Source organism: Paenibacillus sp. JT31N11 (assembly GCF_056269285.1).
On sequence record NZ_JBWDNQ010000035.1, the window covers coordinates 1 to 21,015 of the forward strand.

Below are 21,015 nucleotides of genomic sequence, written 5' to 3' on the forward strand. Positions count from 1 at the left end.
GTCGGCGATAACCAAGGCATCCTTGATGTCGCTTTTGGAGGGAGTATTATCTCGGTTTTCCTTGTTCTTTTTGACGAGATGAGGGTTTACCAACACGACCTCGAGGCTTCGGTCTTTGAGCCAGGCGGCGAGACTGAGCCAGTAGTGGCCGGTTGGTTCCTTGATGGTGTCGTTTAGCTGGTGCGTTTCCTGCATATCTTTCATCCACTGCAGCAGTTGGTTAAAGCCGGCATCGTTGTTGGAGAAATGAAGCGGAGTGCCGAGCGTGATTCCACGGAAGTTGACAGCGCGAGCAACATGGGACTGCTGGGCGATGTCGATGCCGACGACAAGGTGCTGGGTTGAAATGCGTTCGAGCAGTTGATTTTGTTTGGCTTGAGCTTTAAAATTCAAGATAGAGCGACCTCCTTAAGATGGTTAAAGGGCTATGACCCGTGACTACCCCATCGTACCGGAGTCGCTCGTTTTAATGCAAAGCTCAAAATTAACGCTCTACAGGAATCCTAACGGGTACGATAGCGTGGATTAGTGTGCTGCGGCAGCTGCTCCTTTTTCTTTTGAAGTAACGGGCAGAAGAGTGCGGAAGGAAGTCATTGTATCTTGTTGAAAAGATCTATGACAATTTTGTTATCTCGCACTTGAAAAGGGGGGTATAGATGATCACAATAATGGGTATTGGGAGGAAAATAATAGCGAGTATATTCAGCTCTTTTATCGTTGCTCTATTTATATTATTTTTTGCTTATGACTACCCCGAGGTATCCAACTTTATATTCATTTTTAGTTACTCTACGTTCTACTGCCTAATAATCGGTGCACCCTGCTCAATTGTTACTGATCTGGTTATTTACAAAATAAAGGGGGCGTTCTATTACTACATATTGGGTTTTGCTTTACATCTTATGTTTGCAGGAATTGTTGCGTATTTGTTTACTCTTGCCGATGATACAGTGTCGGATGATGGCTTTATAATATACATGGTTTTTGCGATAGCGGCAGCCTTGTGGCTAGTTGATAATGTATTAAAAAATTTGAAGAAATTATTTAATATCAAATAGTTGAAAGAAAAGGGAGCTTAATATAAATAAATGCTCAAAGACCTGAGCTGATAGTTGAATGATGGCCGCGGCGAACCAGTCCTTTGAGGGGGCTGGTTTTTTCAATACATAAGATAAGGAATGTGTTGAAACTGTCGTTACGCTAACGGGTACGATAATTCTAATAAGATATTTCGTAAAAGGAGCTGACATTGGCAGCTTCTTTTACTTCTTCAAAAATCAGTCATTAGAACCCTAAAGTTGCTCTTTCGTATTGATAAAATTCCATTGCTTGGAAAGAATAAGAAAAACAACGATGATAAGGTGATGTAATGGTTATATGCAGGATATATTACAAAAACAACCCCTCTATGGCTGGCGAGGTTAAGGATAAAAAAATTCTCCTGGGAGTTGGATGAATTGAATTGTCCTGAAATAATATACGCTGAAGAATGTCTCTTGGAGACTGGCATAATTGCTTTAAATAAACGAAACCTCGCTGACCTCGTAAGTGTAAAGACTTAATGAGAGGAGGTATGCCATGTTGAATTTTTATTGTCTTGCCTGCGATGGAATCCATACTATGGAACTTGCTGGCGAGATTTTTAAAACTGGGCACAAGACATTAGAAAGTAGAACGGTAATTAAAATTGGGATATGCAAAGAAAAGTTGACGTACGCGGAGAGTCTGGCATAATTGCTTTAAATAAACAAAACCCTGCCAGCGGATGGCGGGGTTTCTTCATTTTGGTTCCACATGAATTTTATCTGGTACACACGCTTTACGGTCAGATTCTAAAAATACGTAAGCATTTATGAACAAATCGTTTCTCCATAGAGGGAGGTTAACTTAATAATTGTTTAGCCCACTATCGTGGGCAATGGCGCACTGTGGTTCTCCGTGGATGAGGACAGGCATATCGGGATCTGGACCGTTAACCAAACCGCTCCATCGAAGTAACGCGTTTTGCGGCATAATGTTGACGCCATGGAAACGGGGAGGAGCTGAGAAGCTCCTCTCTTTTTTTGAGCCAAATCGCGCGCTCCATGCCCGGGGAGGGGAAAGATTAGCGTGCAACGTAAGGTTGCGGGGGAATGCAACTACAAATAGCTTTACTTTTTTCGGAGGTCACCACAATAATGGAATTACCAAATGCAGAAAAGGTGATGGCCGAAATGGATTTTGGCGAGAAGTTGAAAAGCGAGCGAACGAAGCGAGGCTGGTCGCAAGAAGAATTAGCGGAGAAGCTATTCGTCAGCAGGCAATCCGTTTCGAAATGGGAAAATAGCCAGAATTATCCTAGTATCGAAATCATCATCAAGATAAGCGATCTCTTCGGCGTCACCATCGACGAATTGTTAAGGAGCGATGAGGGGTTAACCAAGAAAGTGATCCAAGACGGCAAGCAACTGGCATACCCTAAATTAAAATTCTTGTTTGACGAATTGTTTTTATTAGGCGCGGTTTTGTTGGTCATTAAATTAGGCGTGCTTTTGTTAAATAAAGTGTTCTCTTTCGATTTGACGTTGGTTGGCGGGGCATGGATATGGAATTTCGGACCGCTTCTATTGATGGTCGGTGCGGGGATTTGCTCAGGCGTCGTGAAGGACAAATATAAAGAAAATTGAAACCTGATGCATTCACTCAAGATCAAGAAAGCGGCCGAGATGGCAGTCCAATCGGCAACTCTAGCGAAGAAGCATCATCGAATTTTATAAATGAACTCCTCTCTTTGCCTATGTCGGTTTCGATAGGGTATACGAGAAAATCCTGCATGAGGCTGAAATCTTCCTGCGCGTACACCTTCAAGACGGAACTTCATTTCGGATGGTCTACTATCCGAAAGCGAATGGATTTTCGGCAGGAGCCTTCGGAACGGAAAAATTGAAATTATTAATCTTGTCTCAGAGACAACAAATTAAAGCAGCGGCTGGATTATAAAGGAGGATTGACGTTCAAGATTAAGCTCCCACGATATGATTGAGTTTCCTCACGCAAGCTCTTGAAATCGCAGGATTTCACCATTAGCTAAGACTCGATGAAGAAGGAAACTAAGGAGCCGGGGCTACCACGTGGCAGCCCTTCGCTAAGCCAACGGTCAGGCTTTCAAAGACATATAATACAACTCCACCAATAATTGATTACATCCCCAATTAGGTGTCTAATGGATTTTTAGCCAAATGATGGTCGCAACATGTTTTCGGAATTGCTATACTGGAGATCAATCCGTCTAAAGAGCTTCATCTGGATTCTGTGACAGGAAAGAAGGAAATATATGCCCCGTTACCCTGATGTTCGTTCATCATCCATCCATCGGAGAGGATTCTGGCTAGCGCCATTCCGCTTGGATACGTGGAAGCGTACGCTTTACGGTATTCTTTGCTTCCCCGTTAGTGCTCTATGGTTCGCGTTTACCATACCCGGAATAATTGCAAGTTCGGCTCTCATGATTACCTTTATACTTGGTATCTTACTGTTCATATTTTTCTTTGGTATCGCGCGGACTGCTGGCAGGTTCGAGCGAGCACGGGCGCGCTGGTTCTTAAACGTTCCTATAAACCATGTTGATCGTCGTATTTCTGCTCGCGGGTTGGTATCCCGTTTTCGAACCCGTTTTAGAGAAGGTCGAACTTGGCGTGAGGTAGGTTTTGTCTTTCTCAATCTGCCAGTTGGATTTGCAGTCACTTTCGCCACACTATATCCGTGGGTTCAAACTGCATATAGCCTTTCTTATCCCTTTGTATTCTGGAATGAACAATTTACGAGTCAGACTTGGGGCGGCCCTTCTTGGATCGGAGCAGTATCTGTTCATTTCTTTCCCGGTGTAATTATGCTTTTCCTTGCTCCTTGGTGGATTAAGGGAGTGACATGGTTGCATGGAAAATTCGTAGAGAGTATGCTCGGCTAATAATGTAATCGTCGATAGATGTTATTCGGGATCTTTTGAGGACTGGATTCTTAGGGGACTCAGTACCAAGCAGTGGTTAAATAGCAAAGAAATTTGTTCAATCCTCTTTGAGTAATTAATGTCACTGAGCTCCCATGGAAGATCGAAATTACTTCCATAATCTGTGGTGCGGCGCTTCCGCTGCATGTAGGGCTAACGGGTACGATACTGTAAAGCAGAAGAGCACCCGTCGCGCGGCGGCCCTTCGTCCAACTAACGGGCAGAGAGTGAAATAAGGCATCGAAAGAGTAAAAAAGTCGAAATCAATTGGATTTGAGTACGACCAATATGCTAGGATAAATAGTGAAAGGAAATTATGGATAATAAAGGAGATGGGATGGTGCTAAGAAAATTCAACCCTCCAGGAATGGTATCCTCAGAAAATTATAACCAGGGAGTTGAGGTTACATCTTTTCAACGTATGTTGTTCATCTCAGGCCAAGTAGGTGTAGGTCCGGACGGAATTCCTGGCAAAGATATTCGGCAACAAACTGAACTGGCGCTCAGTAATTTAAACAAAGTCCTTGCCGGCGCAGATATGGATGTAAACGACATAGTAAAATCCACAATCTATTTAACGGATGAAAATCTGCTTGGTGCCTTCATGGAGTCTGGCGCAGGGTTCTTGCCTACCCCTCCACCAGCGACAACGCTAGTTATTGTCAAAGCACTCGCTTCACCGGATTTGCTCGTCGAGATCGAAGCCGTCGCAGCGAAGTGATTCCTTTTTATGTCCCAGTAATGGGGAAGAAAGATAGCCAGCGAGCAGACTGCCACGGGAGCTGTTCCCTTTTATTATTGAAATATACTAACAGGTGCGGGTCTTGTGCACCTTAGTGCATGGGAAGATAATAAAAAGAGTTTCATGACGATGCTTCCATTTATATTTTAAATAAGATTATTGAAGTAACGGATTACGATAGCTCAACAATTAACAGTAAGGCAGTTGGTAAATCGGCTGCCTTTTCGTTACGCTATCGGGCAGTTTAGTGTAATAAGCAGGTGTCTCGAATGTCTTATTCAAAGGAGTCATGAGAATTCATGACCATAAATCTCATTCTTGACAAAAACTAATTATATTAGTTATTATATTAATGTGATTAGCATCGAGCTTTTCGAAGTAATTGAGAAGGGGACGTGAAAGTTGTAGAAGAAAAAAATCACTATGATCTGCACTTAAGGAAAAATTTCGACTCTTTGCCCCCACTTCCTTTATGTAATCCTGCCCGCTCACTTCATTGAATATTATTGTAAATTAGGAGGAAAAAATGAAACAGGTATCTCTTTTGAATGATCGCATAGGGAAGGTTCTATTATTAATGTGTACCGTAGGTGCATTTTTTTCTTTTTTCTTAAACATTGAAAATGTTGCAAGTGCAGATTCAGCCACTAAGGTTGTTGAGATCTGGCGTCTTTATGGTTTCATTATATTCACAGGGCTCTTCTTGCTTTTAGCTATATATCCTCGCCGTTATGCTGGGATATGGGAACTCGTATTTTTCCACAAGGCCGCTGTATCGGTCACAATTCCCTTTACGATTCAGCATATTACTCCTGACATTCAGTCTGTTGCAATAACTGATGGAATTCTTGCGGTCATTGTTCTGATTGCTTACTTTTTGACTAAAGGATACTTAGCGTGGCTGAGATCGAAACCTCTTTGACTGTAAAAATTGACATGAAGATACTTAGAATGGATGAGCATTTACCTTAAGCAGGCATTGCACTAACGGATACGATAGTGAAATGGCGGTTGCTTCGGCATTTTTTTTGCTCGCTACCGGGCAGGATAACGAGAAGAGAATATTGAATCATATTGATGTAAATTACATGTAATGGGGTGAAATTAATGAAATTTGAAGATGAATCAAGTGATATTAACTTCACCGATTTCATAGGTCAAAAAGTGACCGAGATATCACAAGTTGGGCTTGAATTTGTAAAAATCAAGTTTGACGGTGGAAGTATAAATGTGGAATGTTCCTGGAGACTACGAAATAAAAGCGATATCATTGTCGGAATTACCGAACGTAAGGGAACAGATTTTATATCTATTTAAAAGGACCATTTGCATCATAAACCAATTACAAAGGTTCATTATTTTGAAACAGGTGACTTGACAATCGAAATTCAAAATCAATATTATTTTGATTTGTTTATTGATTTTTCGGTATTTGAGTCGTACCAATTATATCGAGAAGGGGGCATTTTTGTTAAAGATATTACGTTATGTGTTATCACCATTTATTATTATAATTGCCGCTTATGGACTCATTACAAAGAATTTTGAGTTTCAATCACTTATGATATTGCTTCTGGGTTTAATGATGTTGGTGATTGGGTTAGAGGAATTTCAAAAAGAGCGAAAAACATATGGTTGGCTTGGTGTTGGTGTCTTCCTTTTTCTTGTTGGACTAACGGACGATAGATGAATATGATATAACGGCAACCGGCCACAATTCAGCTGCCGTTGTTTGTTAAAGTAACGGGGCAGTTTAGTTCCAATATGGGGTATTATGGAGGCGGGATGGTCCCATAAGGAGGATAATACATGGATAAGTTCTACAAAAGTCTGCCTTACCAACTGAGTGAAAATGAATTACGGCAGTTATTTTACAATTTATTGGATACAGTAGATCGTTATCATCAAGACGGTGGTATTGAAGAAAAAAAGTTAGCAGAGGGAGTTATTAACCTACTTCAAGGACAAATAGATGCGATTCGAAATCAAAAATTGCAGACAGATGTGCTCCAACGTTACGTCCATATTGTGTTTAGCCTCTCTGATGAAGGTCCGCTATTACTATCTCTCCATGAAGTCGGGAAACGGGAAGTGTGCCAGGTTTTAGCATTTAATGATGTGTTTTCAGTCGGGCCAATATCTGACTTGGATACAACAACTGGACAGCAGAAAAGGTTTCTTTGGATGATGGAACACGATGGTGATTACTCTTATAATCAACAGTCGAACCAAGAACATAAGCTTGAGAATTTGATGACAGCAATAAGAAGCATTCCGGATAATAAGAATATCGTCATTTGGTACGGGGATAATCCCCATGATCAAACAGGCTTACGTTTCGCAGTGCATTTGTTAAGAGAAAGAGAACAGCCGATTAATGTTGTAAATGTGACGGAGCTATTTAACGCTACAAGAATGCAAAACGTAGATGAGATTACTCCATACGCGAGTGGTTTAATCGACCGAGAACATTACCAGGCAATCGTAAGAAATTATTATGAAGGCATTCCTCTTAAACAAGACCAAAGAAGAAGGTACGAATCAGAATGGCTTATGCTCACGGGGCAAGATCATGTGCTTCGTTTGTGGGAAGAAGGTACAGTTAGAGGCAGTGATGAGAGTGCCCTAGATGCGGTGATTGTAAGGTCGGTGATAGAACTGGAACACGAACAAGATGAGAATGGATTTATCAGAGCCGGAAGTGTTGTAAATAGGGTTTTTGAAACATCGCAGCAACTCGTAGGATATTCGTTTATTTCCTATAGAATCTGGATCTTAGTCAACCAAGGAATATTGACATTTAGAGGACTACCGGGAGCTCTGCATCAGTTTTCCGTTAAATTGGGTACCCATAGTTTAAGCTAAACGGGTACGATAGCGCAATAATTATGCTGGAGCAGGCGCCGCGGCGACTTGCTCCAGATCGTTAAAGTAACGTGTAACAATGCACTATTCAGCAGTATGGTGTGAGCACATTATCATGTTATATGTCAGGTTCTGGCGGCGCTTTTAGCTATCTCACTGGTATATAGGACGACAGAATGTGGCTTTCTCATGCACTGGATTTTCCCTTGGCCCTAACTATGACCAAAAAAACAGAGCATGGCTTCAGCTACACCATGCTCTATATTTATGATTGCTACTCATCTTTTGGCTAAACTACTGTTTTTTATTACCGGCTACTGCAAGCCATGACCATATCCCCGCCGGCGAACGAAAGCCCATAACGAGCGCTACGAGAATGATGACGAGAACCGAGAGGGCGTTGGATACCAGCGAGGTCAACACATGCCCCCACAGCAAGGAGGAACGTGAAATCGGCATGGTGTGAAACCGCTCAATGATGCCCCGCTGCTTATCCAAAAGATGGTAGCAATGGACAGACGATTAATCTCCAGATCACGGGTGATGCCTTTGCCGGCGGTTTCTGATTGCTAAAGCAACCTGATACTCGAAACCGCCACTGATCATTAAAGAGTTCGACGAGCGTCTATGGGCAGTGGCGGTTGATTCCGTCACAGTCACGTCGGACAAGCAAGCTGGTATTCAGGTTTAAGGACTCGCTCGGCAGTTGAGGGTTAAATGGCGCAGCTTACTACATTCATACCGATGCCTACACCGATGTATAAGTCGGAGTGGGTATCGGTATATTTATGTTCTTTACACGGGCTGCCTTATAGCTTACTTTTCAACCCAAGTACCTAATTTAAAATATTACCTTGACAGTCAAAGTAGTATGTCGTATTATACAAATGCGGGGTGATGAGATGAGCGAGAACAAAATTACATCCGACCTGCTGCGCGGGCATACCGATACGATGATTTTACGGCTCTTATCCGAAGCGGACCGCTATGGGTACGAGATTGTCAAGCTGATTGCCGAGCGCTCAGGCGGCGAGTATGAATTAAAGGAAGCCACGATGTACTCCAGCGTCAAGCGGCTTGAGGTGGACGGGGATATCGAGTGGTATTGGGGCGATGAATCCCAGGGTGGACGACGTAAATATTTCAGGATTACCGAAAAAGGCAAGGCTGCTTACGCCCGCAACAAGGGCAACTGGGAGTACGCAAAGCGTGTGCTTGAAAACTTATTATAAGGAGTGTTGAGGTTATGAATGAGAAATTGACGAACTATTTGAACGGCGTGTTTGCACCCTACGATGAGGTAAAAAGCGTTACCGAATTAAAGACGGACCTGCTCTCCGATTTGCAGGAGCGGTTCCGTGAACTCAAAGCCGAGGGCAAGGATGATGAAACCGCTTTTGAAATGACGATTGAAAGCATCGGCGACATTGAGCAAACGGTACTGGAAGTCGCTAACCTCTCCCGCTCGCTGGAGCGGCAGGTGGTGACCAACTTTAGCGCGAGCAACCTGCCAATGAGCGACTTTGCGGGCGTTATCGCGCATAAAGGACAATTTAAGTCCAGCGCGTTACGCGGTGCCGACTTTGCGGGCGCAGACTTGACCGGCAGCTCATTTGCGAGCAGCGACGTGCGTGAAGCCAATTTTGACGGCGCGAATCTGACGGACTGCAGCCTATCTGCCCTTGACCTGGCAAATGCAAGCTTCAATCAATCCATCCTTGTACGCACGAACTTCAGCAAGTCGGGACTGGACGGAGCCACATTCACAGGCGTAAAACTGACCGACGTTACGTTCTCCATGATCGAGCTCAGAAAAACAATCTTTAAAAACTGTATCTTTGACGGCGTGGAGTTCAAAACTTCTGATCTGGGAGGGCTGTGTTTGGACGGGCAAACCTTTATCGGCGTCAAGTTTGACAAGTCGGCACTGAACGAAGTTTCATTCAAGGGCGCGACACTCAAGAATGTGTCTTTTCCGACGTCTTCGTGGTCTCGAAGATATTACCGTGCCATTAAAACCGTCTGCTTTGACGGCGCGATGATGGATAAGCTGACCTATGCCGCCCTTAAAGGCATGGGGGCCGATTTGTCCAAGGTTACCGTTCGATAAGGAGGGGAAAATATGCCAACCACATCCATTCAAGTAAAAGGACTGCAAAAATCCTACAAGCAGCTTCAAGTCTTAAAGGGCGTAGATTTCGAGGTGGAAAAGGGTAGTATTTTCGCCCTCCTCGGCTCCAACGGGGCGGGCAAGACCACGGTTGTCAAAATCCTCACCACGCTGCTCAAACCAGACAGCGGAACCGCCACCGTAAACGGATTCGATGTTGCTTCCAAACCCGACAATGTGCGGCAGGCAATCAGTCTGACCGGGCAATTTGCCGCCGTGGACGAAATGTTGACCGGACGGGAAAATCTGATCATGATTGCCAAGCTGCGATACCTCAAAAATCCGCGTCAGGTTGCGGACGACTTGCTTCACCGCTTCGGCTTGACAGACGCCGCCGACCGCAGGGCGTCTACGTATTCGGGCGGGATGCGCCGCAGGCTCGACATCGCCTTGAGCCTTGTGGGAAAACCGTCGATCATTTTCCTCGACGAGCCGACCACCGGGCTTGACCCCGAGGCGCGCATCGAGGTTTGGAAGATTGTCAAGGAGCTTGCCGGCGGCGGCACGACGGTCCTCCTGACCACGCAGTATCTGGAGGAGGCAGAGCAGCTCGCCGACCGAATTGCCGTTCTGCACGAGGGCAGGATTATCGCCAGCGGCACGCTCTCGGAGCTTAAAAAGCTGTTCCCCTCCGCAAAGGTGGAGTATGTTGAAAAACAGCCGTCGTTAGAGGAAATATTCCTCTCCATCGTCGGCAAGAAGGAGGCCATATAAATGGAGGCGGCAAAAAATCATTTCTTCACCGATATTAGCGTGATGCTCGGGCGTTCCATGCGCCATATTTTCCGCAGTATGGACACCATCATCACGGTCTGCATCACGCCGATTGCGATGATGCTGCTGTTCGTCTATGTGTTTGGCGGCGCCATTCAAAGCGGTACGGATAACTATGTGAACTATCTGCTGCCCGGTATCCTGCTGATTGCGATTGCAAGCGGCATATCCTATACGGCTTACCGTCTGTTTTTGGATAAGCAGCGGGGCATCATCGAGCGATTTCATACCATGCCGATTTCACGTTCCGCCTTGCTTTGGGGGCATGTGCTGACCTCGCTGGTATCCAATGCCATCTCGGTTGTCGTCATCATTCTCGTAGCGCTCATTATGGGCTTTCATTCGTCCGCCGGGATACTGTCATGGCTTGCAGTAGCTGGCATACTCGTATTGTTTACCCTGGCCTTAACCTGGGTCGCGGCGATTGCCGGGCTGACCGCAAAATCGGTGGAAGGCGCAACCGCCTTTTCCTACCCGATTATCTTCCTGCCATTTATCAGCTCGGCGTTTGTGCCGACCGAGTCGATGCCGAAGGTCGTCCGCGCCTTTGCCGAAAACCAGCCGGTGACCTCGATCGTGGAAGCCATTCGTGCGCTGCTGTCGGGTCAGCCGGTGGGCAATGATATATGGGTCGCTCTTGCGTGGTGCGTCGGGATTTTGCTCGTAGCCTACTACTTTGCGATGAGGGTGTATAAGAAGCGGGTGTGAAAAAAAGAACAGCTTGTTTCTGAATTAAACAACAGAGAAGACAGTCCTGTGGAATAAATTCTTTATCTAAATAAGAGCACAACTGATGAGCAGTGTAAAAATACGAATGTCATTATAAACATTCATACTGGGCTTACATCTAGAGGGTATTTATCCGAGTTATCGAGCTGTGGCAGCTAATATTGAAAAATGTCATATTAGATGGATTTGAGGCGCAAAATCCAACGGAATCCAACTAATAAATCGCGAAGAATTTATTACGATGATTCCCAAATTAAATCCAGGCGCAGCCCCAAGTGCCCAAGCAGTAAAGAAGCAAGCTGTATCAGGTAGAACTTATCTGCTCACGCGGTGGCAGTAATATGGTCTAAGGAAAGGATCTAAGGGTGAATTCTACGTTGCAGTGCATTTCCCAAGTGCCGAAATATCAGCTCAGCTTAAAGCACCCAAGTGGTGCTTTTTATTTTGCCTTACGACTCTTTTTTGCAGTCTATGTGTAAACTCCCAAATCCATTGCAACGGAAGTACTAAGAAAGGTTGGGGAGAATACATGGGATTATGGATGAAGCAGATAATTTGGTTCCAGAGTTTTTTATCACCTGATATCAACCGCAAAGTCAAAGTAGCGGTAGATGGTGCGCCGGCAATAGCTGCGAGTGAGACTTACACGTACACGCTAACTACAGCAAATACGGTAGCATTGATCTTCACTGCCAACGACACAATGGTAGATTCCACAGAAACCTTCACCGTAAATCTGAAGGGGAATACGGTGCCCGTTAGGAAGGGTTGAAGCGACGGCAGATGCAACTGTGACGGTGAATACACCGTTTGTGCTCGATCTCGCTGAGATCTTTGAAGATGCGGATAGCAATCCGCTGACCTACAATGTATCGGTGAACGGCGCTGCGGCTATATCGGCGATTCCGGCCTATACGTACACGCCAGGTGCAGAAGGTGCTATGAACTTGGTGTTCTCGGCCAATGACGGATTGGCAGACTCCACCGACACGTATACAGTGAAGCTGACGGTATCTGGATCCAGCTATAATAACGGTAACGGCGGCAATGGTGGCGGTGGAAGCATTCCTATGACACCTGAATACAGGGTAACCATTACCGGCTCTGTTGGAACGACGCTGCCGGTTGCGATCGATGAAGCGGCAGGCCGCGCATCGATAGCCATCGGAGCGTTGGCGGAAAAGATCTTCGTCGATGATGCGGCGACAGCCGTAGGCGGCCGACCGCTGGTGGAACTCATGCTGGCGTTGAATGGCGTGCAGACGTTATGGAACAACTCGTCCGCACCTGTTCGGATTTCTATCCCGTATATGCCGACAGCAGAGGAGCTGAAGAATCCCGAACATCTCGTCATCTGGTATATCGACGGTAGCGGTAACGTTATCGCGGTCCCAAGCGGCCGTCACGATGCAAAGAGCGGAACTGTGACCTTTGCTGCGACCCACTTCAGCGATTATGCCGTAGCTTATGTGAAGAAGACCTTCAGCGATCTGAGCAGCGTGGAATGGGCAAGACAGTCGATTGAGATCATGGCCTCCAAGGGCATCATCAACGGTACAAAGGCGGGGGCCTATTCTCCGGCAGCCCGCATTACCCGCGCCGATTATCTGGTCTTGCTCGTCAAGACCTTGGGATTGACGGCGAAATTTGAAGGGAATTTCGCAGATGTGGAGCCAAACGCCTACTATTACGAAGCGCTTGGCGTTGCGAAGCAGCTAGGCTTGGCTGCGGGTACCGGCCATGATGAATTCCATCCGCTGGAAAACATCTCGCGGCAGGATATGATGGTGCTGACCGCTCGTGCTTTGGAGAAAGTCAAGCAGCTGAAAGCCTCGGGAGATCCCGCCATTCTGGCTTCGTTCAGTGACAAAGGGGACATCTCAGCTTATGCGAAGGCGAGTCTGGCTGCTCTGGCCGAGGAAGGTCTAATCTCCGGCTCCGGAAATAAGCTTAACCCTCAGGCGCCAACAACACGAGCGGAAGCGGCAGTATTCCTCTACCGGATATACAACCAATATTAAAGGCTAATGCAACGAAATGTACTTCTGTCGGCTTTTACGCGGCAGGAGTTATTTTATGGCTGACAACTTTATTTCGTGATTGCTTATTAAAATCGTTCAGTCTAAAAGTTATTTTCAAAAGGCAAACGATTTTTCAAGGTATAAAGCGCATAAAATCAACACTGTCAGTCCGCACTATTTTTTCTTGGACAAAGAGTACAATTTGATCTTTAAGCACATAACAGGAAATATTTCCCCTGTATACGAACGGGGGTTCTCGTCATATAATATATCAGAACTAATGTTCGCGTCGAGGTGGTCGAAATGAAACGGACAATATTTTTGGTTGACGGTCAATCATTTTACGCTTCTGTCGAAAAAGCGGCGCGGCCGGACCTGCGGGATAAACCAATAGCCGTTGGGGATCCGGACCGTCGCGGAGGAATCATACTTGCGGCCTGTCCAATCGCGAAGGCACGCGGGGTTACTACAGCCTCACGCGTTGGTGAGGCCATGGGGAAGTGTCCAGATTTAGTCGTCGTACGCCCGCGTATGCAAACATACGTCACGATATCACTGTTTATTTCCGAAATCTTCGCTTCCTTCACGGACCAGGTCGAACCGTATTCGATCGATGAACAATTTCTCGACGTAACCGGCTCCATTAAATATTTCGGACCGCCGCTGGAGATTGCGCGCCAAATACAGGAACGCGTACTTTTATCGACCGGCGTATGGTCGCGGGTGGGGATCGGGCCAACGAAAATTCTCGCTAAGATGGCGACGGACAACTTCGCCAAGAAGCGTCCAGACGGTATTTTCGAATTGAACCAGGATAATATCGAAGCGGAATTGTGGCCGCTGCCGGTCCATCAAATGTTTATGGTCGCGAACCGGATGACTCAGCATTTTGTCCGGATGGGACTAAACACAATTGGAGACATAGCGCGGCTGGACTTCGGCGATTTTAAGGCGCGAATGCGGCGTCGAATGGGCCGCCAAAGCGATATTCAGGCGGGTTACTACTGGCAGACTGCACGAGGAATCGATCCATCACCGGTTGTATCGAACATCAGGTCGCAGATTAAGAATATAAGTCACGGCAAGACGCTCAGATGGCGTCTGTATACGAAGCTTACGGATATCGAAGTCGTACTGCTGGAGTTAGTTGTCGAGGTGTGTCGGCGGGCTCGCCGTTACGGGTATCAGGGCCGCGTAGTATCGGTAGGCGCTGGAGAGACGGATGGGGAAAAGTCGGCGGGATTCGGCCGTCAAATGACGTTATCACAGCCGACATCGTTAACGCATGAGGTTGCGGCTGCCGCGCATGCGCTGTTTATAAAGCATTGGAGTGGAATGCCAATTAGCCATCTCAGCATATCATTAGGGCAGTTATCCGTAGACAGCGTAATCCAACTGACCCTGTTTGAGGACCGTTCTCGCGCTTACCGTAAGGAACGTGCGATCGACGAAATCAAAAACCGTTTCGGGAGCGACGCCATCATACACGCTTCTTCGCTTCTTGAATCTGGAGTCGCCCGCGAGAGAGCGGAACAGATCGGAGGTCACTTTAAATGAGCAAACTTGACGGAAATGAACGGTGGAAGTCCAAAATGCTGCTGACTGAACACGCTGAACAATATGACCGGAAACAAGCAGCGGGCACCGGAAAGAATTTGACGATGGAAGAACGCATCATGATCCGCGATTATATCCTGTTGCCGCATATGGAGAAGATGATTCAGAAAAGCATATCCGACATCGAGAACTCATCTAACGTGATGAAACGACTCTACCTGGCCGCTGGCCATAAAGTCTTAACCACGATAGCCGAAGACTATTATCGATTACGGAGCGAGTTGAAGAAACGGAATATTCGCGTCGTCACGGAAGAACAAGAAGACATGGTGATTTATCATAAGTGTTATTATCGGGGTTACGAAGAACGATTCGGAATGACACGTGATGTTATGCGATCGGAGATAGCTGTTCGGCTAACGAAGTATACAACGGAGCTGGTAGCGCGGCTGAAGACGAAAGTGTGAGGTGCAGTTTATGAGAGCGACACAAGCCTCGATCGTGTACAATCGAATAATCATGCAGCGCACAACGGCAAGCTTTCTTGGATACTCGCCCCCGGTCGTCCAATAGCATGACATCCTACCTTGAATTCTGCTCTTGACTTGGAGTGTACTCCAAGTTGTAACATGAGCTTCAGCAAGTAAATTCTATCTCCAGGAGGCGTAATCATGAACACTTCGAAGACTGTTTTGATAACGGGTGGGAATAAAGGTATCGGGTTCGAGAGCGCCAGACAATTGGGCAAGCTGGGATTCACAATTTTGATCGGTTCAAGAGATCAATCCAAAGGGCAGGAAGCCGCAGCATCGCTGAAGAATGAGAACATAGATGCTGAGGCATTAACGCTTGACGTTACAGACCTGGATACCATTCAATCTGCTACGAAGCGTATTGAAGATCAGTATGGTGCGCTTGATGTTCTGATCAATAACGCTGGCGTGAGCTTGGATAGAGGTCTTCCTCCGAGTCAACTGGAATTGACCGTTCTTAGGAATACTTATGAGACAAATGTTTTCGGCATGTTTTCTGTTACTAAGGCAATGCTCCCTTTGATTAAAAAATCGCCTGCTGGCGGAATTGTAAACCTTTCAAGCGGCTTGGCTTCCTTGACCATGAATATTGACCCGGAATCCGATGCCGAAAAATACGGAGTAAATTTGCTCGCCTACATGAGTTCGAAAACGGCAGTCAATGCACTGACTGACTTGTTTGCCAAAGAATTAAAAAATACGCCGATCAAGATAAATTCAGCTGATCCAGGGTACACAGCTACGGATTTGAATGGCCATACGGGTTATCGTAGCGTTGAACAGGGAGCTTCTATTGTCGTGAAGCTCGCCACCCTTCCGGGCGATGGTCCGACCGGCGGTTTCTTTGATGAAAACGGAGTGATACCGTGGTAATACGTCAGGAGGCGGGAAAAAGTGATCGACATTCCTGAAACCGTAAGCTCAATTAAACAGGCGGCTTACACCATCACTTTCTAACAAGGAATAAAAATTATCGCGGTCTTCGTCATCGAATTTGCCAAGCGTCCGTACCCTGACAAATTCATGTCCACCATACATGTCTAGTTCCTCGTCATACCTATTGTAGAGTGCGATTATATTGCCATCCTGATCCAACTCCAAGTACCCGTAACATTGCGGCTCAGGCGCTTCACCGTAAAGGAGCGAAATTGTGAATTTCCGAATACAGCTTTCCATCGCGAATAAACACGACCCGGTTACAATAGCTTGCCGTCAGCGGATCATGTGTTACAAGCATCATGGTCGTCCGCTCATTCCGATTGATGGATTCAAGCATTTCCATGACATCCTTGGAGGATTTGGAATCCAGATTTCCGGTTGGTTCATCGGCAAGCAGCAGCTTCGGAGAATGAATCATCGCTCTGGCAACAGCCGTTCTTTGTGCTTGTCCGCCGGAAATTTCATACGTGTGTTTTTTCATGATTTCCGTAATTCCGAGCTTGTCAGCGATCGCATGCGCCTTTTGTTTCATTTCCGTCACTTTGCTGCCATCCAATGTTAACGGCAGGACAATGTTTTCTTCTACCGTCAAGGTATGGAGCAAATTAAAATCCTGAAATACGAAGCCGAGTTCACGGCGGCGAAACTTAGCCAGTTCATCTTTTTTTAGACGGTGAGGGTTATTTCCATTAATATTGACCTCGCCGGTCGTCGGTTCGTCAATCGTTGCAATGATATTGAGCAGTGTCGTTTTTCCGCTTCCGGACGGACCCATAATTCCGGTAAATTCCCCCTGTTGAATCATTAAATCGATATCCGTTAGAGCGTGGTAGGTGATTTTTCCCTCGTATATTTTGCTCACCTGTTTTACATTCAGCATGCACAAGATCTCCTTTCAGTTACGATCATTTGATCTGTGGTTAGCATACCGCTGCCCATCGTGCTTTAACTATCGATTATTCTTTCAATTACCTTACATGGGTGTAAGGTTTTGAGTACGAGAGAAAATAAGCCGGATTTCCGTCCCTTTGCCGACCTCCGAATCCAACTCGATCCGGTGCTCAAGATAATGGGCCGCTTCTTTCGTCAAATAAAGCCCCATTCCGGTAGATTCCCGGAAGATACGCCCTATATAAACAAAAAGAACGGCTGAAAAAAAGCCGTTCTACAGTGAACGTCAAATAACCCCCACAACTTGATCAGATGCGGGCAGAAGTAACCTGGAACTAGGACCTAAACACTCGACAAGCGATCGGCAGCGAATCCGACCACGGCATAACGGTTTCAGCGCTTGCGGAATCATGGGCATCCGGGAGCTGCTCGAACAAATAGCGCAGATAGCGGAACGGGTCCATCCCATTTTTCTTGGCCGTACGGGTATGATAGCTCAACAAGGAAGGACCATGATGTGAGCAAAAAAGGCGTTCTTCCATTTGAAGTTTCCAGACTCAGTCGGCGGCGCATCGCCAAGCCATCGCATGAATGCGGCGACATGCTGTGCTCCGGCTGCGCCATCGTCAAGTGTCCCCGCGATATTGAAGTTCCGGGCTGAAAGGCGTACCGGCCGTTCTTGCCTTGGGAACGAGGCTTTCGAGAACATGAAGTTCTTCGGGATTGAACTCGTCATCCGAGAAATTGAGCGCAAACAGTTTAGTTTTGATCGAAGAGAGGCCCGGCTCGGGATCGTAGTCGGCGGACGATTTCAGCGAGTACAACATATCGTTGGCATCGATCTGTGCCGCTTGATTGTGAGTCTCTTCGATAAATTCGTCAGCCGCAGCACCGTCCGGCACGGTCTCTTGCAGATGGACGACACTGTCGATCATCATCCGAAGCACCGTTCTGCTGTTTTATCTAGAGGGCTATCCCCGCTAACCAAGACAACTAGTTAATATTCATTTTACACTGTTATGGTAGGATGGAGGCTGAGGTGATGCAAAATGAAGTTCATGCGCTTGAAAGGAAATCTCGATCAGAGTAACCTGGATAACCGACTCAGATACAACCCGAATATCATCGAGTTCTATCTGAGCGATCGCGACCTGCAAGATCCCGATCTCATTCGGAACCGCATCCGCCAGCTCCATGACCGCGGGGTCAAACCCTATTTACACCATCCGCCCAACTACCGAGGCGAATATTTGGACATCTTGAGCGAAAACCCGCACATTCGCCAATTTTACCACGAATCTTGCGAATTGCTTGCGCGCATTTGCATGGAAGAACGGGCCAAATGTATTGTGCATGCACACTACGTCCATACAGCCAGCAGTAAAAATGTAACCCGGGAACGAACTGTTCTTCTGCGTGAAGAAATCCACAAAGTCATGTCGTACTCACAGGAAGTTTTTGTCTGGGAAGATTCGACCGAAGGACTGTTCTCCTATGGCCGCAACCCGTATCTTATAGAGGATTTGATCGTACCTCTGGAACTTTCGTTGAATGTCGATGTAAGCCATACGTTCATTTCGTTCGGCGGAGATAATGAGCGGCTCCGTGAGGTACTTGAGCGAACCTCGCCTTACGCGCAATACTATCATCTGGTCGACAGCATGGGGCAAAAGCATGATTCGCTGCCGCTTGGCCAAGGGCGAATCGATTGGAGAATGGTGAAGCCATTCGTGTTGGAGAAGGATTTCATCTTCGAGATCACGTTGAGCGGGGACCATTCCGACTGCACACCTATGGTGGAAAGCGCAAATTATTTTGACAAGGTCTGAGCAGAATAAGCTGCATTGTAAGTATAGAATGTTCTACAACGATACGGCCATCCTGAAAAAGGATGGCCATTGCTATTGAAGTCTTTGTCTTTTGGCGATGACAAGAATTTGATCCGAGTCCCGATTGGTGACAAGAACAGGGTCCGATTGCCGATTATTGAAACCCGCCGAAACAACCGGAACTGGTTAACGCTTTTACTTTTTTAGAGAACTCGCTCTCCCGCTGAAGAGAATTAATGAGCTTATCAACGATCCATTTTTCGATCGACAGGACGCATTGGAGTTGCATCGGAAGATGCTGTTAGAAAGGCACAGCCGCCTAGGGGAATGAGAAAATGAAATGGCGTTGCATGAAACCTGACAGGAAAATTTCAAGTTAAAACTGGAAATGGAAGCCAGCATTCGTGCTGAGCCCGAATTGCAAAACCTGTTGAAGATGAAAAGTAGTAGTGGCTCCCAGCTATCGCGCGCGGGGGCCTGCTTTTAATTGAAGGCTTTTCGGTTTTCTTTGTGGAAATCCTTGTAATGAGAGGTGACGGGCTTAAAAGGCGAACTTCCAAATAATCCAACAAATAAGAACAGAAACCCAAGAGATGAAACCAAACACCATGACGATCTTATTCTCACTCCATCCATATTTTAGACTGAAATGATAATGTATCGGAGCCATTTTGAATAGACGCAATTTTGTGCGTTTATAGTACCAGACTTGCAAAATGACTGATAATTGTTCAGCCAGATAGACTGAAAACAGGATTGGTATTAAAATTTCAACTTTTTCAATAACCGCTAAAATGGAAAGCGAACCTCCAATTGCTAGTGATCCAGTATCCCCCATAAACGCTCTAGCGGGATAAATATTGTACAGAAATAAACCGAGTAGACAGCCAATCATTACGAGCGAAAATGTTTGTACTTCAGGTTTGTCTGAGATCAGAAAGAAGAAAAAATAAGTGGGGATCGCAACATTGATCAATAGCCCGTCTAGACCATCCGTAAAATTGATAGCGTTCGCTGAACCAACTACAAATAGGAGCATTATTATGATGTACACGTAAACGGGCAGGTGTAGTTGAAATCCATGGAACAACGTAATGTCACTGGTCAGCGAGAACGAACTGAACAATGTGAAAAGCAGTATACCAGTAAATGCGAATTGAAACACAAGTTTCGTCCGTCCAGAGATACCGGATGGATCTTGCCATGCTGCCTTTTTGAAATCATCCATAAAGCCGATTGAGCTGAATAACAGAAACGCAACGCATAAAAAGAACATCATTGGGGCGGGATGAAACTGGAGTGACGTTACTACACCGATAAGCAAGATCAGACCAGCCATCAGTGGTGTTCCCCGTTTGGCTTGATGATCAGGAGGTAACTCAGATCGAATCGGTTGCGTTAGCTTTAAAACTCGCAGTCCCCTAATGAGTAGAGGTGTTAAGAATGCCACAAGCAAGAACGAAAGACCAGACACGCCAAAGATCCCAAACATGTTAAAAGCACCGCTTTCATTACGGATTCACACCTTTGATTATTGTAATTCTATATAGTGGACAAATAATCCTTTTACACGTTGGAAATAAAAAGGAAAAAGCCATTCTTCTGGGAGTGACCTCTTAAAACTTGCCATCACAGACAGCGCGGTTAACTGTACCATAGATGAATGATCAAGTCATGAATGCGACGCCACAATGCGCAGCTAACTGGGGACGATAGTGTGGTATTTTTTTGCGCGGTTATGTCATGCATTTAATTTTTTTCTTTTTAGTAGGCATGGCTCTTGATAAACTTATCCACAAATTAAAACGTAAGCGATTCTGAAGCTATGTAATTCCGTGGCCGGTCGATTAAGCTCCCTCGGTACGTTATAGTTTTCTCACGAATGCTCGCTTATTCGCAGGATTTCACCCTTGCCAGAAATACAGAAAGATAGTAAGAGAACTCACGTGGTAGACCTGGACAACATGAAGGCGTGAGGAA

The 21,015-nt window shown here is 45.9% G+C and carries 23 protein-coding genes and 3 pseudogenes; 18 read left to right on the forward strand and 8 right to left on the reverse strand.

Going from position 1 to position 21,015, the window contains the following annotated elements:
* On the reverse strand, positions 1-393 hold a 393-nt coding region (locus AC0YNV_RS39615; RefSeq protein WP_475772956.1), incomplete at its 3' end, for an IS110 family transposase.
* Between the two features lie 263 nt (positions 394-656).
* Here AC0YNV_RS39615 and AC0YNV_RS39620 point away from each other — a divergent pair.
* From AC0YNV_RS39620 to AC0YNV_RS39655, 8 genes are all read left to right on the forward strand, one after another.
* Positions 657-1,058 carry a hypothetical protein gene (locus AC0YNV_RS39620; protein WP_475772957.1) on the forward strand — a complete coding sequence of 134 codons (402 nt, stop codon included), beginning with the start codon at positions 657-659 and terminating at the stop codon, positions 1,056-1,058.
* A gap of 1,155 nt (positions 1,059-2,213) precedes the next feature.
* Positions 2,214-2,666, forward strand: coding sequence for a helix-turn-helix domain-containing protein (locus tag AC0YNV_RS39625; protein WP_475772977.1), 453 nt, complete (start codon positions 2,214-2,216; stop codon positions 2,664-2,666).
* Between the two features lie 647 nt (positions 2,667-3,313).
* The gene (locus AC0YNV_RS39630) at positions 3,314-3,946 is read left to right on the forward strand and encodes a sensor domain-containing protein (protein ID WP_475772958.1); all 633 of its coding nucleotides are present in this window, start codon (positions 3,314-3,316) and stop codon (positions 3,944-3,946) included.
* A 355-nt stretch (positions 3,947-4,301) separates the two neighbouring features.
* A complete protein-coding gene (locus AC0YNV_RS39635) occupies positions 4,302-4,706 on the forward strand; it encodes a RidA family protein (RefSeq protein ID WP_475772959.1) in 405 nt (134 codons plus the stop codon).
* 547 nt (positions 4,707-5,253) lie between these two features.
* Positions 5,254-5,649 (forward strand): hypothetical protein, encoded by a 396-nt coding sequence (locus AC0YNV_RS39640; RefSeq protein WP_475772960.1) that lies wholly within the window; start codon positions 5,254-5,256, stop codon positions 5,647-5,649.
* Positions 5,650-5,834: 185 nt separating this feature from the next.
* Entirely contained in the window at positions 5,835-6,044 is a 210-nt protein-coding gene (locus tag AC0YNV_RS39645; protein ID WP_475772961.1) for a hypothetical protein, read from the forward strand.
* Between the two features lie 151 nt (positions 6,045-6,195).
* Positions 6,196-6,417, forward strand: coding sequence for a DUF3953 domain-containing protein (locus AC0YNV_RS39650; RefSeq protein WP_475772962.1), 222 nt, complete (start codon positions 6,196-6,198; stop codon positions 6,415-6,417).
* A 119-nt stretch (positions 6,418-6,536) separates the two neighbouring features.
* Positions 6,537-7,592: a DUF1835 domain-containing protein gene (locus tag AC0YNV_RS39655; RefSeq protein WP_475772963.1), complete on the forward strand. Its 1,056-nt coding sequence runs from the start codon at positions 6,537-6,539 to the stop codon at positions 7,590-7,592.
* Between the two features lie 309 nt (positions 7,593-7,901).
* Here AC0YNV_RS39655 and AC0YNV_RS39660 read toward each other — a convergent pair.
* Positions 7,902-8,087, reverse strand: a pseudogene (locus AC0YNV_RS39660) (ABC transporter permease); the annotation flags it as partial.
* A gap of 407 nt (positions 8,088-8,494) precedes the next feature.
* On the opposite strand from AC0YNV_RS39660, the gene AC0YNV_RS39665 reads away from it, so the two are divergent.
* From AC0YNV_RS39665 to AC0YNV_RS39700, 8 genes are all read left to right on the forward strand, one after another.
* Positions 8,495-8,824, forward strand: coding sequence for a PadR family transcriptional regulator (locus AC0YNV_RS39665; RefSeq protein WP_475772964.1), 330 nt, complete (start codon positions 8,495-8,497; stop codon positions 8,822-8,824).
* 14 nt (positions 8,825-8,838) lie between these two features.
* On the forward strand, positions 8,839-9,702 hold the full coding sequence (locus AC0YNV_RS39670) for a pentapeptide repeat-containing protein (protein WP_379114539.1): 864 nt from the start codon (positions 8,839-8,841) through the stop codon (positions 9,700-9,702).
* Between the two features lie 12 nt (positions 9,703-9,714).
* Positions 9,715-10,476: an ABC transporter ATP-binding protein gene (locus AC0YNV_RS39675; protein ID WP_475772965.1), complete on the forward strand. Its 762-nt coding sequence runs from the start codon at positions 9,715-9,717 to the stop codon at positions 10,474-10,476.
* Complete coding sequence (locus AC0YNV_RS39680; protein ID WP_475772966.1) at positions 10,477-11,244, forward strand: ABC transporter permease; 768 nt, start codon at positions 10,477-10,479, stop codon at positions 11,242-11,244.
* Positions 11,245-12,056: 812 nt separating this feature from the next.
* A complete protein-coding gene (locus AC0YNV_RS39685; RefSeq protein WP_475772967.1) occupies positions 12,057-13,286 on the forward strand; it encodes an S-layer homology domain-containing protein in 1,230 nt (409 codons plus the stop codon).
* A gap of 303 nt (positions 13,287-13,589) precedes the next feature.
* Entirely contained in the window at positions 13,590-14,843 is a 1,254-nt protein-coding gene (locus AC0YNV_RS39690) for a DNA polymerase IV (protein WP_475772968.1), read from the forward strand.
* The gene (locus AC0YNV_RS39695) at positions 14,840-15,310 is read left to right on the forward strand and encodes a YhjD family protein (protein WP_475772969.1); all 471 of its coding nucleotides are present in this window, start codon (positions 14,840-14,842) and stop codon (positions 15,308-15,310) included. Before AC0YNV_RS39690 ends, AC0YNV_RS39695 begins: the two co-directional genes overlap by 4 nt.
* 204 nt (positions 15,311-15,514) lie before the next feature.
* On the forward strand, positions 15,515-16,249 hold the full coding sequence (locus AC0YNV_RS39700) for an SDR family oxidoreductase (protein ID WP_475772970.1): 735 nt from the start codon (positions 15,515-15,517) through the stop codon (positions 16,247-16,249).
* Between the two features lie 48 nt (positions 16,250-16,297).
* Here the strand turns inward: AC0YNV_RS39700 and AC0YNV_RS39705 are convergent, their stop codons facing one another.
* The 5 genes and pseudogenes from AC0YNV_RS39705 to AC0YNV_RS39725 form a co-directional block, all read right to left on the reverse strand.
* Entirely contained in the window at positions 16,298-16,552 is a 255-nt protein-coding gene (locus AC0YNV_RS39705) for a hypothetical protein (RefSeq protein ID WP_475772971.1), read from the reverse strand.
* On the reverse strand, positions 16,506-17,195 hold the full coding sequence (locus AC0YNV_RS39710) for an ABC transporter ATP-binding protein (protein ID WP_475772972.1): 690 nt from the start codon (positions 17,193-17,195) through the stop codon (positions 16,506-16,508). The genes AC0YNV_RS39705 and AC0YNV_RS39710 overlap by 47 nt, the downstream gene beginning before the upstream one ends.
* A 93-nt stretch (positions 17,196-17,288) precedes the next feature.
* Positions 17,289-17,444, reverse strand: a pseudogene (locus tag AC0YNV_RS39715) (ATP-binding protein); the annotation flags it as partial.
* 97 nt (positions 17,445-17,541) lie between these two features.
* Positions 17,542-17,748 carry a transposase domain-containing protein gene (locus AC0YNV_RS39720; protein ID WP_475772973.1) on the reverse strand — a complete coding sequence of 69 codons (207 nt, stop codon included), beginning with the start codon at positions 17,746-17,748 and terminating at the stop codon, positions 17,542-17,544.
* Between the two features lie 84 nt (positions 17,749-17,832).
* Positions 17,833-18,144 (reverse strand): hypothetical protein, encoded by a 312-nt coding sequence (locus AC0YNV_RS39725; RefSeq protein ID WP_475772974.1) that lies wholly within the window; start codon positions 18,142-18,144, stop codon positions 17,833-17,835.
* Between the two features lie 111 nt (positions 18,145-18,255).
* Between AC0YNV_RS39725 and AC0YNV_RS39730 the strand changes: the two genes are divergently transcribed.
* Positions 18,256-19,035 (forward strand): TIM barrel protein, encoded by a 780-nt coding sequence (locus tag AC0YNV_RS39730; protein ID WP_475772975.1) that lies wholly within the window; start codon positions 18,256-18,258, stop codon positions 19,033-19,035.
* 199 nt (positions 19,036-19,234) lie between these two features.
* Positions 19,235-19,357: pseudogene (locus tag AC0YNV_RS39735) on the forward strand (MerR family transcriptional regulator); the annotation flags it as partial.
* Between the two features lie 219 nt (positions 19,358-19,576).
* On the opposite strand, the gene mraY reads toward AC0YNV_RS39735, so the two are convergent.
* Positions 19,577-20,527, reverse strand: a complete 951-nt coding sequence (mraY, locus tag AC0YNV_RS39740) for a phospho-N-acetylmuramoyl-pentapeptide-transferase (protein ID WP_475772976.1) — start codon at positions 20,525-20,527, stop codon at positions 19,577-19,579.
* Positions 20,528-21,015: the final 488 nt, after the last annotated feature.